This is a genomic window from Pseudoalteromonas sp. (genome assembly GCF_041629635.1).
GTDB lineage: Bacteria > Pseudomonadota > Gammaproteobacteria > Enterobacterales > Alteromonadaceae > Pseudoalteromonas.
In genome coordinates, this window is the sequence record NZ_JBFKMX010000107.1 from 1 (window position 1) to 13,226 (window position 13,226).

Here is a 13,226-nt window from a genome sequence, read left to right on the forward strand (position 1 = left end):
GTTGAGATTACGTGGAAAGACATGTCAGATATTTCAGAAGTAGTGCCACTTCTTGCACGTGTTTATCCAAATGGCTCGGCTGATGTTAACCATTTCCACGCAGCAGGTGGTTTACCGTTCCTAGTGAAAGAGCTGCTAAAAGGTGGTTTCTTACACGAAGATGTGAAAACCATTGTCGGTAACAGCTTAAATGATTACACCAAAGAGCCTGTGATTGATACTTCGGTAATCGCAACAGACAACCAAATTGCAGCGAAAGTAAAATGGCAAGATTGCCCTGAAAATTCGCACGATGAAGACGTACTTCGTCCAATTGAAAATCCATTTAATCCGCAAGGTGGCTTACAGCTATTAACGGGTAACTTAGGTCACGCGGTGATTAAAGTGTCTGCTGTACAAGAGCAGCACCAAGTTGTAACTGCGCCTGCAAAAGTATTTAACTCGCAAGCTGGATTACAAGATGCATTTGCGCGTGGTGAGCTAGAAACTGATTTTATTGCGGTAATTAAAGAGCAAGGCCCGAAAGCCAAAGGCATGCCGGAGCTGCACAAGCTAACGCCAATTATGGCAACACTGCAAGACAAAGGCTTTAAAGTAGCGATTGTGACAGATGGCCGAATGTCGGGTGCATCAGGAAAAGTACCAGCAGCAATTCACCTTGCACCAGAAGCGGTAGAAGGTGGCTTTATTGCCAAAATCCGTGAAGGTGATGTGGTGACACTTGATGCACCAAAAGGTGTATTAAAAGTACATGTGTCGGATGATGAGCTGGCGCAGCGCGAACTTGAAATTAGCGAGCAGGTTCAAACTTACGGTACTGGCCGCGAATTATTTGAAGGCATTCGTCAAACGGTATCAAGCGCAGATTTAGGTGCAAGTGCATTTGGCCTTATCTACCCAAATACAAACCACTAACAGGAAGTAAAAATGAGTATTGAAAAAATTCTTCAAGCAGCACCGGTTGTCCCTGTTGTTGTTATTAATGACCTAGAAGATGCTGTACCACTCGCTACTGCACTTTATAACGGTGGTTTACGTGCACTTGAAATTACACTGCGCACACCTGTTGCGGTTGAAGCAATTAAACAAATAAAACAAGCACTACCAGATGCGTACGTGGGGACGGGTACTGTAATTGATAAAGCCACTTTTAATGCATCAATTGAAGCTGGCGCTGATTTTATGGTGAGCCCGGGTGTTAACGATGAATTATTAGCACTTGCAAGCGAAACTGACGTGCCGTTTTTGCCAGGCGCAGCAACACCAAGCGAAGTAATGCAACTTGCAGCAAAAGGGTTTAAATTTTTGAAGTTTTTCCCAGCAGAAGCAGCTGGCGGCGTACCAATGCTTAAATCAATTTTTGGTCCATTGCCGCAAGTAAAATTTTGCCCAACTGGCGGTGTAAGCCTTGCTAGTGCGCCAAACTATTTAGCACTACCAAACGTGGTATGTGTTGGTGGTACGTGGATGTTAGATAAAGAATTAATCGCAAATAAAGACTGGCAAGCAATCGAAGAGTTAGCGCGCCAAGCAAGTGAAGTGAATGAGGGGGAATAAGATGATCAGAGTAGCAATTAATGGCTATGGCCGTATTGGACGCAATGTATTACGTGCGCTGTACGAATCAAACCGCGAGCAAGAGATTCAAATTGTTGCAATTAACGACTTAGCACCAGCAAACGTAAATGCACACCTAACGCAGTATGATTCAGTACACGGTATATTTGGCAAAAAAGTATCACTTGCTGAAAACACACTGATCATCGATAACGATGAAATTTTGCTTGTGCAAGAGCGCGACCCAGCAAATTTACCTTGGGCTGAATTATCGGTTGATATTGTGCTTGAATGTACCGGCCTTTTTACTTCACGCGAAGCTGCAGCAAAACACATCGAAGCAGGTGCAAAGCGTGTGATCGTATCAGCGCCAGGTACTGATATGGATGCAACAGTTGTTCATGGCGTTAACTCAGATGTACTAAATGCCGATAGTATCATTATCTCAAACGCATCTTGTACAACGAACTGTTTAGCGCCAGTTGCTAAAGCACTTAACGATACCATTGGTATTGAGCAAGGTAGCATGACGACAATCCATGCTTACACTAATGACCAAAACCTATCTGACGTTTACCACAGTGACTTATACCGTGCACGTAGTGCAACACAAAGCATGATCCCAACTAAAACGGGCGCAGCGAAAGCGGTAGGTTTAGTATTACCAGAATTAGCAGGTAAATTAGACGGTATGGCAGTACGTGTACCGACAATCAACGTATCACTAGTTGATTTAACCTTTATTGCAAAGCGTGACACCACAGCTGAAGAAGTAAACGCGGCAGTTAAAGCTGCAGCACAAGGAGCAATGGCAGAAGTACTGGAATACAACGAAGCACCACTGGTATCAATTGATTTTAATCACAACCCAGCGTCTTCAGTATTTGATGCAACGCAAACTAAGGTTGATGGTAAGCTAGTGAAGGTTATGGCTTGGTACGATAACGAATGGGGTTTCTCAAACCGTATGCTTGACCAAGTTACAGCACTAGGAAAATTCCTATAATTTTACTCAAATAAATTTAATAAAACGGCTGCAGTTGCAGCCGTTTTTATTTGCAATTAATAAAGTTAATAGAAACTATTTTAAAAGCGGTTATTACAGTAAAATTACTGTTAATTATGCCGGTAACCGTATTTCAACATTGAATAGGTAAAATAATTTAGATTTAAACGCGTAAATTTATTATCGTCGGTTGATTATTTAATATTCCTGTAACAGGAGTAAGGTGACTGATTTGTAAAATTTAGTTACTATTCGCACGTTAAAGTATACAAGGAGTTGTGAGTGCGTTTTGCCGTTTCACTACTAATATTCGTTTCATTTGCTGTTTTAGCTGTTAAGTACATTGAACAGCTAAATTTTGGCGACTTAATGATCCGTGTTGAAGAAGTGTATGGTAAGTCAGCAGTTACACGAACTCAAGAGTGGTTAACCTTTTTAAAAGATAATGAAAACAGCTCTGAGTGGCAAAAAATCAACAAGGTGAACCACTTTTTTAATAAAAGTATTGAATACAGAACGGACGACAAACTGTGGGGCAAAAAGGACTATTGGGCTAACCCAATCGAAACACTTGGTAGAGGCATGGGGGATTGTGAAGACTATGCCATTGCAAAGTATTTTAGCTTAATTTCACTCGGTGTACCTGAAGAAAAAATCCGCTTAATGTACGTACGTCAATTAACACTCAATCAACCGCATATGGTGCTTATTTATTTTGAAAGTCCGGGGGATATTCCGTTTGTGCTAGATAATTTTAACCATAAATTGGTTGCAGCGACACAAAGACGAGATTTAAAACCAATTTATAGCTTTAATGGCCAAGGTTTATGGCTGGCAAAAGCAAAAGGGCTTGGTAAAAAAGTAGAAAATAGCAAAGGCGTATCTACGTGGAACCAAATGCTGGAACGCATTGAGAAAGGCGAATTAAATACATTGGAAAAAAATTTATCAGAGGCAAGTTATGCAAAGCTTAATTAACAAAGGAATGAGCCTTAAAGTTCAAATATACGGGTTGTTAATCTTTTTAGCGGCTGTATCGTTTTTTGGTCGCCTTTATGTCAGTGTGGAAAACACTAAAGAGTACTTTGAAGAGCAAATGAGTAGCCATGCACAAGATGCAGCTACTAGCTTAGGTTTATCAATTTCACCCTACATGGATGAAGAAAATATCGTTATTGCTGAAACCATGATGGCGGCAATATTTGACTCGGGTTACTACAAAAGCATGCAGTTAGTATCTCCAGATGGTGAAATGTTGTTAGAGCGCAATAACCCAGCGGCAATTGAAGGCGTACCCGATTGGTTTATTGACTGGATAGACTTACAGGCACCAACGCAAACCAGTGAAGTAAGTAGTGGCTGGCAAATTGCAGGTACACTTTATGTTACCAGCCATCCGGGAATTTCGTATTTAAAAATTTGGCAATATTCAAAGCGCGCTGCATATGGCTCTTTTATAATTATTCTGTTTTGCTTATTTATTGCTTATTTTATTTTAAAAGCCATTTTTAAACAGCTTAATAGTTTAGAAAACCAAGCCAATGCAGTTTCACAAAGACGCTTTGAACAAAACGTGAACCTGCCTTTTACAACAGAACTAAGGGTTGTAACTGCTGCGATGAACAAAATGGTGGCTAACTTACAAAAAAACTTCGACGCCATGACTAAGCAAACTGAAAAACTGACAAAAGAAGTGTTAGTTGATGAGTTAACCGAGCTAGGAAATCGCCGAGCATTTAGTAGCTATTTTGCTGCTAACTGTGCTCAAATCCCGGTGGGTGAAAAACACAGTATGTGTATGGTTACGTTACCTTCACTGCAAAAATTAAATACTGAGCAGGGCTATCAAGCAGGTGATGATTACGTGAGCGAAGTAGCACACATGCTTATCGACAAAACAAAGCAGTATGAAAACAGTAAGATATTTAGAATTGCAGGTGGTTCGCTTGCGATAGTGTTTGATTATGATAAAGCATTTCTTTCAGGGTTTTTAACTGAGATAAGCCATATTTTTACACACAAAAATTCTGCGCGTTATGAAAATGGGTATGCTGTTTTGAGCATAACAGAGTTTAATAACAATGATTCATTAAAAGATTTGTTAAGTAACTTAGACACAGCATCAACGCTTACCCAACAGGGGGTGAAAGGGGCTGGCAACGTTGACACAAGCTTTGGTTTAAATGAATGGCGTGCTCTTATTAATAATATTATTTCGTCTGGTGAGATTAACTTTAGTTTTCAACCGGTTAAGCTAAATGGCGCAAACGATATGGGACTTTACTATGAAGTGTTTGCACGTTTTAAACACAATAACGAACAAGTAAATAATGCCCAGTTATTCGCCATGGCTGAACGCTTAAATTTAACCATGGAGCTTGATAAAAAACTAATTAGGAGTTTTATCGAGTTAAAAGAAGCGCACTACGACAAAACCTTTGCGCTTAACCTTAGTCGCGAAGCATTTTATTCAACTGAATTTTTAAATTGGCTTAAAATGTACAGTGAAGTAAAAGCAACATTAAAACATAACTTAATTTTTGAAATTAAAGAATCGGTGTTATTAGATGATGTTAAAACGGCTGCAAATGCGATTGCTGAACTTAAGCTAATTGGTATTGATACCTGTATTGAACATTTTGGCACTAGCCTTACTTCATTTAAATATTTACAAGGGCTAGATGTAGAGTTTATTAAAATTGATGGCAGTTATACACAAGATCTACTCATAAATAGGCAAAATAATTTCTTCATTCAAACCATCAACAATATTTGTCACAGCCTTGGTATTAGGGTAATTGCTTGTTTAATTGAAAACAAAGAAACACTTAGCTTAGTGGAAGAGTTAGGCTGCGATGGCGCGCAAGGTAACTATATTCAAAAGCCATTAAATATTTCACAAAAAACCGAAGGAAATATGTTTACATTTCATACCAAAGGGTTAGAATTGTAGCTAATTTTGTGCAACCTAGTTGCTGGGCTTTGTTTAAGGACAATTTAATGAAAAAATTAACCACTGCTTCTTTATTAGCATTAGGCTTAATTGCAAATACAAGTTTTTCTGCTGTTGCAAATGAAACAACGGACGTAACAACACAAATTCAACAAGCTGCAGCTGCAGGCGATGCATCGGCACTTGAAGCGCTAGTAGCACAACTTATAGCGGCAAACTCAAATAATCCAGATCTTAATGAGACTGAGAAAGAAAATGTGTTACAGCAAATTGCAGATGCTGCAAATGCTGCAGGCATAACTTCAGATACATTTACTGCAATTGCAGTTGCTAATGGTGCTGACGCTGGTGCTGTATCTACAGTGACAAACTCATTTACGGCAGCTGGCCCAGGCCAAGGTGCTAACCAAGGTAACGCGGGTAACAATAACAATAATGGTGTTGGCCAAGGCCAAGGTAATGGCCGAACTGGTAACCGTGGCAACAACGGTGGTAAAGGCGGAGGCGGCGGCGGCGGCGGCATTTCAGAAAACAACGGTAATTAATAAAAAAGCCCTCAAATGAGGGCTTTTTAGATTTTCAACTATTATATAAATAGTGCGTTATTTAATAAGAGTATTTATTAAGAATTAAATCGAACATCTAAAATAGTGAAAGGAATTATATGGCAATTTTAGTGACAGGTGGTGCAGGGTACATTGGCTCGCATACTGTTTTAGAATTACTCAATGAAGGGAATGAGGTAATTGTAATAGACAATTTATCTAATGCTTCTGCTGAGTCGATTAATCGCGTTGAATCTATATCATGTAAAAGCATTAAGTTTTATGAAGGCGATATACTAAACGCTTCATTTTTAGAGACTGTTTTTTCTGAAAACAACATTGATAGCGTTGTTCACTTTGCTGGATTAAAATCAGTAGGTGAGTCAGTTGAAAAGCCCTCTCTTTATTATCGAAATAATGTAGAAGGCACACTTTGCTTACTAAGAGCAATGGAAAAGGCCAGTGTTTATAAGCTGGTATTTAGTTCATCTGCCACAGTGTATGGTGATCCGCAATCATTACCTTTAACCGAATCATCACCTGTAGGTGGCACAACCAACCCTTATGGCACGTCTAAGTATATGGTTGAGCTTATTTTGCAAGATGTTGCCAAGTCAAATGAACAGTGGCGTTTTGCTATTTTAAGGTATTTTAACCCGGTAGGTGCACATAGCTCGGGGTTAATTGGTGAAGATCCTAATGGCATTCCAAATAATTTGCTTCCTTATATATCGCAAGTTGCGGTTGGTAAATTGTCATCTTTAGGGGTGTTTGGTAATGACTACGATACGCCTGATGGCACAGGGGTGCGAGACTACATACACGTTGTTGACCTAGCATTGGGTCACCTTAAAGCACTTAAAAAACTAGACACAACCAGCGGTGCCTTAATATATAATTTAGGTACAGGTAACGGTTATTCGGTGTTTGAAATGATCAACGCATTTGAAGCTGCATCAGGCAAGCAGATTAAGTTTGAAATTAAGCCTCGCAGAAGCGGGGATATTGCAGCTTGTTATGCAAGTGTTAATAAATCACTCAATGAGCTTGATTGGAAATGTGAAAAAGGCCTTGTTGAAATGATGGCTGATACATGGCGCTGGCAAAGCAATAACCCAAATGGTTATAAAACAACTTAAAACAAGTAAACATCTACACAAGTTAAGCTAATAAAGGTCAGCAGTTTGCTGGCCTTTTTATTGTGTTCTCTCACTACAGATAAATATACCAATTAAAAATAAGTAATAATGTGTAATACAACTGGAATAAAGGTTATTTAAAATATGTAGTTATATTAATAATGCATATTAACTTCATACGAAGTACTAATTAATTATTGATAATATATGTCATAAACGTATAATTACCCCTCAATTTTGTTAGCAGGGAAGCAATCAATAACCTTTACTGCTATTTTGAGGCCAAGGAACAATTGTGAAAGTACAAAAAGCAGTATTACCAGTAGCTGGTTTAGGCACACGTATGTTGCCTGCAACTAAAGCCATTCCTAAAGAAATGCTACCGCTTGTTGATAAGCCACTAATTCAATATGTGGTGAAAGAAGCCGTAGAAGCAGGCATAAAAGAAATTGTACTCGTTACACACTCTTCTAAAAACTCAATTGAAAACCATTTTGATACTAGCTTTGAACTTGAAGCAACGTTAGAAGCACGTGTTAAGCGCAGCTTACTTGATGAAGTACGTGCCATTGTGCCAAAAGACGTAACCATTATCTCTGTTCGTCAACCGCAACCACTTGGTCTTGGCCACGCAGTGTTGTGTGCAAAACCAATAGTTGGTAACGAACCATTCGCAGTGCTGCTACCAGATGTAATTGTGGACGAATACGAAAGCGACCTTAAAAAAGATAACCTTGCACAAATGATTGCACGCTTTGAAGAGACAAATGCCAGCCAAATTATGGTTGAACCTGTACCTACTGAACAAGTAAATCAGTATGGTGTGGTGGATATTGCAGATGCCGTATTAGAACAAGGCGATAGTGCAGTGATCACTGATATGGTCGAAAAGCCAGCAATTGCTGATGCGCCAAGCAATTTAGCCATTACTGGCCGCTATGTGTTAAGCGCAAAAACGTGGGAATTATTAGAGTTTACACCTCCAGGCGCTGGCGGCGAAATTCAGTTAACCGATGCGTTACATAGCCTGCGCAAACTTGAAAGCTTAGAAGCATATCACCTAAAAGGGAAGTCTCACGATTGTGGCTCTAAACTAGGCTACTTAATGGCAAATGTTGAATATACATTACGCTGTGGCAAGTTGGGAGCTGATTTTAAAAATGAGCTAACTAACTTTTTAGTTAATGAAAATAAAAGTTTAAAGATCGCTTGAAGAAATATTGAAAGGTAAGCTTTATGGAGTTGTATTTAAAAGGCTCAGGTCACTTTGCATTTGGTTATTTTTTTGGCTTTCTTTTTTTTATTATATTGAGGAAAAAATACAATCGCCTTTTAAATGTACAACTCTATTCTCCTTTCTTACCGTTTGTTCTTGGTTGTTGGGGAGTAATCCCTTATTTGCTATTTAATTCTTCAAATGTAGCGCCGTGGATGAACATTTTTATGCTGTATGAAGTAATTCATTTTAATGAGTTTCTTAGTAAAATTTTTAACCGAATTGCTTATGTTGCGATAGTATGTGCAATTATGTTCGCTTTTATAGTCTTACATTACATATCTCTTGTTAAGTACTGCAGGCGTAATGGTGGTAAGGGGTTTAATTATGCCAGATAAACACTTTTATTTCGCTATTGGAGCAAGCGTTGGCTGTGGGATTGCCTATTATGTCGGAAAAAATAGGCATAAGTTACAGCACAGCAATAAACTATTTAACACTTTTAATAAAATCAGCAGACATTGGTTTCTTTATTACCCTCTTTTCGTTGGAGTTGTAGGTATCTGGGGCTTGATCCCAGATATATTGCACTTTTTAGGGGTTTTTGAAAAAAGTGTTACGCGAAGCGGTTGGTTCAATATATTCTTTTTACACTCTTGGTTTGAGAAAATTGAGGACACTAATTACCACTTAGACAGAGCATTTAATTGGTTAGGACAGATCCTGCTCTTCTCAATAGCCATTGGCATCATGCTAAGTTATGTCAAATTTGCTAAGGAAGCCATACGTAAAAGCTACCGAAAAGGTTAACAAACCTATTTAATTCTTTTTTAGGCACACTTTAGAAATTTACAAGCAGAGTTAATATATTAAATGAGAGAAATTAGAGAATTAAATGGATGGCGAGCAGTCAGTATTTTATTAGTACTTGCTGCACACCTTTTGCCTTTAGGCCCTAAAAGTCTTCAACTGAACGAAACTGCCGGTATTACTGGTATGGCATTGTTTTTTGTACTCTCTGGGTTTTTAATTACTTGTTTTTTATTAAACGATCACAATTTGAAAAAATTTATTATTCGAAGATGCGCTCGAATAATACCTTTAGCATGGTTGTATCTTCTTATTGTATTCTTAATAATACCTGCAGCTATAGCTACTATTGCAGGCCATTTTTTCTTTTATGCAAACTTAATCCCAAATTTAACCGACGTAGCCAGTCATTTTTGGAGTTTATGTGTAGAGATGCAATTCTATTTATGGATTGCACTATCAGTTTACTTTTTCAAAAACAGAGCATTTTATTTGATACCAATAGCTTGTTTAGCTGTGACATTTAACAGTGTTTACAATGGTGTTCTGGTAAATATACAAACACAGTATCGCGTTGATGAGATTTTAGCTGGTTGTATTCTAGCGCTTATTTATAACAAAGAATATGGTACTAGTGTTGTTAACATCATAAAAAAAATTAACCCATTGATTGTTTTACCTCTGGTTATCTTCTCTAGCATGCCGCAAAGTGACTGGTTTAATTTTTTTCGCCCTTATTTAGCAGCATTGCTTGTTGGCACCACTATTATAAACTCCGAATGGAAGCTTAATGCTTTACTAAAAAACCGTGTTTTTGACTATTTAGCAACAATTTCCTTCGCACTATATGTTATTCATGGTGGGTTAAGACATACATGGTTGGGGCAGGGGGAAACGATAGAAAAGTACATTAAACGGCCAATTCTCTTTGCATTGACATTCTGGTTGGCGCATATATCAACATATAAATTTGAATTGCCTATTAACAACTGGGCAAGAAAGTTTGGCTCGAATAAACAACGGTAACATTAGGAGCGTTTTGTGAGTGATAAATATGTAGTAATTTCTCCATGCAGAAATGAAGAAAAATTTATGAGGGAAACACTTGATAGCGTTGTTAACCAATCTGTCAAACCAAGCAAATGGATTATTGTTGATGATGGTTCTACTGATAATACCCCTAAAATTCTTGAAGAATATGCTAAAAAGTTTGATTTTATCGAAGTTGTTACGCGAGAAAATCGAGGGCACAGAAGTGTTGGTCCTGGTGTAGTTGATGCATTTTATGCTGGCTTTAACACAATTAATTTAAATGAATATGACTACATTTGTAAACTCGATTTAGATTTGATAATGCCTGAACGCTACTTTGAGCTGATGATGGCCGAAATGAAAAATAGGCCTAGATTAGGCACATTTAGCGGTAAAGCTTATTATTATGGTAAAAATAAACACGAGCTCATAAGTGAAGGGTGTGGTGATGAATCATCCATTGGTGCAACTAAATTCTATCGTACAGCTTGTTTTAAACAAATTGGTGGATTTGTAAGACAAGTTATGTGGGATGGAATCGACAGTCATCGTTGCAGGCTATTGGGTTGGATCTCTGAAAGCAGAGACGATGAAGAGACTCGCTTTATTCATTTGAGACCAATGGGATCAAGCCAGAAAGGAATTCTTACAGGTAGAAAAAGGCATGGATTTGGACAGTATTTTATGGGTACAGGTTGGCTGTATTTTTGCGCAACTATAATTTATCGACTCAAGCAAAGACCTTTTATTATCGGCGCTTTAGCGAGCTTTTGGGGGTATTTCATCAGTTTTGTGAAAAGAGAGCAAAGGCTTAATGATCCTCAAATGGTTAAGTTTATGAAGCACTATCAAATTCAATGTTTGCTAAAGGGCAAAAAAGCAGCCACTAACAGCGCAAATATATCAGGAGAATCTCGCTGGGATCCTTCGCAGGAAAAATACGAAATACCTAATAATGAATGCTGATATGTTAAACGGAAATAAATTGAAAATTGGCTATCTTGCTCCGGAACTCCCAGCCTTGTCTGCAACATTTGTATATAACGAGATACTCGAGCTAAAAAAGCAAGGCTGTGATATACAGTGTTATTCTGTGCATAAACCTAAAACAGATGTAGAAGCAAATATAAAGAGTAAGCTTGGTAAAATAGAAGAGCTTTATGAAAGTAGCTTCTCATCAAGAGTATTTGCCCTTTTGGTGTGCTGCTTTAAGTATCCTAAATGCACTATATCAGCTTTAAAGTGGTTATTATCAGACTTATATGACCTAGGATTTTCAAAAAGAACGTTTGGGCAATGTTATCGGTTTATAACAGCAGCTAAGTTAAGTTTAAGTTTAAGACAAAGCAACGTAAGCCATTTGCATGTGCATTTTGCACATGTACCGACTGATATAGCAATGTATGCCTCTAAAATGGCAGGTATTAGCTACAGTGTATGTGCGCATGCAAACGATATATTTGAACGCGGCTATTTAATTAAGCAAAAAATTGAACGTTCAAAATTTTTTGCAACTATTTCTGATTACAACAAGCAATATTTAAAAAATTTAACCATTAATGACAACTTGAAAGTAGTGCGTTGCGGGGTAGCTCTTAATGCTTTTACACCTCGTTTAATCCAACCTAATAATCAAATAACGAAAATAGGTGTACTTGGCAGACTTGTTGAGAAAAAAGGTATACATGTTCTGCTTGAAGCAATTGCATGTCTTAAGAACAATAACATCATAGTTGAAATTGTTGGTGATGGACCTGAAAAAAATAGATTAGAACATATTGTTGCGAATAATCATTTACAAAACAAAGTTAAATTTTTAGGGCAAATGCCCAATACTGAAGTGGCTTCATGGTTACAAGGCATTGATTTTTTTGCACTGCCTTGTGTGCAAGATGCAAACGGGGATAAGGACGGAATTCCTGTATCATTGATGGAAGCGATGCTTAAAGGTGTACCCGTTATTTCAAGTCGGTTATCTGGGATCCCTGAGCTTGTAATGCATAATCAAACAGGATTTTTGTCAGAATCTGGTTGTGTTAATTCATTGGTAAATACTCTAAAAGAAGCCCTTGCTATGTCGCTAGAGCAAAGAGAATTAATTGCATCCAATGCAGTAGATCATATTAAACAAAATTTTGCGATAGAGACAAATGTTAGTTATCTGAGAGCGCTAATTAATGAATAAAATATCAACGCATTTATTTCAGCTGGATAATTGCTCGCTTAATGAGGCGATTGAAAAAGTTAAATTTCTCAGTTCCACAATTGGTTGTGATTATGTTGTTACTCCAAATATCGACCACCTAGAAAGACTAGTGGACGATAAACAAAAAGAACAGTTACTTCCAATCTATAAAAATGCAAGTTTGAATGTATGTGATAGTAAAATTTTTGAAAAACTACTGAGAGCAAAAGGGCATAAAATAAAGGAAGTAATTCCTGGTTCGACATTGACTGAAAAATTGTTTTCAGAATACTTAACCTCGGACGATTCAATTTTAATCGTTGGCGGTGATAATGCTGTAATTGACCGTGTTAGAAATAAGTATACAACACTTAACATTAAGCACTATAACCCACCAATGGGGTTTATCAATAACCCAAACGAAGTAGAAACTACTCTAGTCGAAATTGAGAATAGTAGAGCTAACTATGTTTTCTTGGCTATTGGTTCGCCAAGGCAAGAGATAATAGCTGCAAAATTAAAAGAACGCAGTTCTATTAATTGCGTTGCATTATGCATAGGTGCATCAATTCTTTTCTTAGTTGGTGAAGAGAAAAGAGCACCTATTTGGATGCAAAAATTCCACATAGAATGGCTTTACCGCATGCTTCAAGATCCTAAGCGATTAGTTAAACGATATTACGGCAATTTTTTAGCAATCAGTAATATATACAAAAATCTTTAGGGTTAGAGCCATGATTAGGAAATTAGTTAAAAAGCTGGCCATTAAAAATTATAAGTATA

14 protein-coding genes are annotated in these 13,226 nt (G+C 37.7%); all 14 read left to right on the forward strand.

Annotated features, from left to right (window positions below):
- Positions 1-915, forward strand: a 915-nt coding sequence (locus ABYD77_RS13985; RefSeq protein WP_372770744.1) for a dihydroxy-acid dehydratase, incomplete at its 5' end; no start/stop codon positions are given.
- Between the two features lie 12 nt (positions 916-927).
- Positions 928-1,557, forward strand: coding sequence for a bifunctional 4-hydroxy-2-oxoglutarate aldolase/2-dehydro-3-deoxy-phosphogluconate aldolase (locus tag ABYD77_RS13990; RefSeq protein WP_372770745.1), 630 nt, complete (start codon positions 928-930; stop codon positions 1,555-1,557).
- 1 nt (position 1,558) lies between these two features.
- Positions 1,559-2,563: a type I glyceraldehyde-3-phosphate dehydrogenase gene (gene gap / locus ABYD77_RS13995; protein ID WP_372770746.1), complete on the forward strand. Its 1,005-nt coding sequence runs from the start codon at positions 1,559-1,561 to the stop codon at positions 2,561-2,563.
- 282 nt (positions 2,564-2,845) lie between these two features.
- Entirely contained in the window at positions 2,846-3,541 is a 696-nt protein-coding gene (locus ABYD77_RS14000) for a transglutaminase-like cysteine peptidase (RefSeq protein WP_372770747.1), read from the forward strand.
- Entirely contained in the window at positions 3,525-5,516 is a 1,992-nt protein-coding gene (locus ABYD77_RS14005) for an EAL domain-containing protein (RefSeq protein WP_372770748.1), read from the forward strand. The genes ABYD77_RS14000 and ABYD77_RS14005 overlap by 17 nt, the downstream gene beginning before the upstream one ends.
- A 47-nt stretch (positions 5,517-5,563) precedes the next feature.
- The gene (locus ABYD77_RS14010; RefSeq protein WP_372770749.1) at positions 5,564-6,061 is read left to right on the forward strand and encodes a hypothetical protein; all 498 of its coding nucleotides are present in this window, start codon (positions 5,564-5,566) and stop codon (positions 6,059-6,061) included.
- Between the two features lie 119 nt (positions 6,062-6,180).
- The gene (gene galE, locus ABYD77_RS14015; protein ID WP_372770750.1) at positions 6,181-7,200 is read left to right on the forward strand and encodes a UDP-glucose 4-epimerase GalE; all 1,020 of its coding nucleotides are present in this window, start codon (positions 6,181-6,183) and stop codon (positions 7,198-7,200) included.
- 295 nt (positions 7,201-7,495) lie between these two features.
- Complete coding sequence (gene galU / locus ABYD77_RS14020; RefSeq protein ID WP_372770751.1) at positions 7,496-8,413, forward strand: UTP--glucose-1-phosphate uridylyltransferase GalU; 918 nt, start codon at positions 7,496-7,498, stop codon at positions 8,411-8,413.
- A gap of 23 nt (positions 8,414-8,436) precedes the next feature.
- The gene (locus ABYD77_RS14025) at positions 8,437-8,814 is read left to right on the forward strand and encodes a hypothetical protein (protein WP_372770752.1); all 378 of its coding nucleotides are present in this window, start codon (positions 8,437-8,439) and stop codon (positions 8,812-8,814) included.
- A complete protein-coding gene (locus tag ABYD77_RS14030) occupies positions 8,804-9,226 on the forward strand; it encodes a hypothetical protein (RefSeq protein ID WP_372770753.1) in 423 nt (140 codons plus the stop codon). Before ABYD77_RS14025 ends, ABYD77_RS14030 begins: the two co-directional genes overlap by 11 nt.
- A 63-nt stretch (positions 9,227-9,289) precedes the next feature.
- Positions 9,290-10,252, forward strand: coding sequence for an acyltransferase family protein (locus tag ABYD77_RS14035; protein WP_372770754.1), 963 nt, complete (start codon positions 9,290-9,292; stop codon positions 10,250-10,252).
- 15 nt (positions 10,253-10,267) lie between these two features.
- Entirely contained in the window at positions 10,268-11,224 is a 957-nt protein-coding gene (locus ABYD77_RS14040) for a glycosyltransferase family 2 protein (protein ID WP_372770755.1), read from the forward strand.
- 1 nt (position 11,225) lies between these two features.
- The gene (locus ABYD77_RS14045; protein ID WP_372770756.1) at positions 11,226-12,443 is read left to right on the forward strand and encodes a glycosyltransferase; all 1,218 of its coding nucleotides are present in this window, start codon (positions 11,226-11,228) and stop codon (positions 12,441-12,443) included.
- On the forward strand, positions 12,436-13,167 hold the full coding sequence (locus ABYD77_RS14050; RefSeq protein ID WP_372770757.1) for a WecB/TagA/CpsF family glycosyltransferase: 732 nt from the start codon (positions 12,436-12,438) through the stop codon (positions 13,165-13,167). The genes ABYD77_RS14045 and ABYD77_RS14050 overlap by 8 nt, the downstream gene beginning before the upstream one ends.
- The last annotated feature ends 59 nt before the right edge of the window (positions 13,168-13,226 follow it).

Coding starts and splice junctions, on each gene's coding strand:
- ABYD77_RS13990 (WP_372770745.1), top strand. CDS start 928: ATGAGTATTGAAAAAATTCTTCAAGCAGCACCGGTTGTCCCTGTTGTT.
- gap (WP_372770746.1), top strand. CDS start 1,559: ATGATCAGAGTAGCAATTAATGGCTATGGCCGTATTGGACGCAATGTA.
- ABYD77_RS14005 (WP_372770748.1), top strand. CDS start 3,525: ATGCAAAGCTTAATTAACAAAGGAATGAGCCTTAAAGTTCAAATATAC.
- ABYD77_RS14010 (WP_372770749.1), top strand. CDS start 5,564: ATGAAAAAATTAACCACTGCTTCTTTATTAGCATTAGGCTTAATTGCA.
- galE (WP_372770750.1), top strand. CDS start 6,181: ATGGCAATTTTAGTGACAGGTGGTGCAGGGTACATTGGCTCGCATACT.
- ABYD77_RS14025 (WP_372770752.1), top strand. CDS start 8,437: ATGGAGTTGTATTTAAAAGGCTCAGGTCACTTTGCATTTGGTTATTTT.
- ABYD77_RS14030 (WP_372770753.1), top strand. CDS start 8,804: ATGCCAGATAAACACTTTTATTTCGCTATTGGAGCAAGCGTTGGCTGT.
- ABYD77_RS14035 (WP_372770754.1), top strand. CDS start 9,290: ATGAGAGAAATTAGAGAATTAAATGGATGGCGAGCAGTCAGTATTTTA.
- ABYD77_RS14045 (WP_372770756.1), top strand. CDS start 11,226: ATGTTAAACGGAAATAAATTGAAAATTGGCTATCTTGCTCCGGAACTC.
- ABYD77_RS14050 (WP_372770757.1), top strand. CDS start 12,436: ATGAATAAAATATCAACGCATTTATTTCAGCTGGATAATTGCTCGCTT.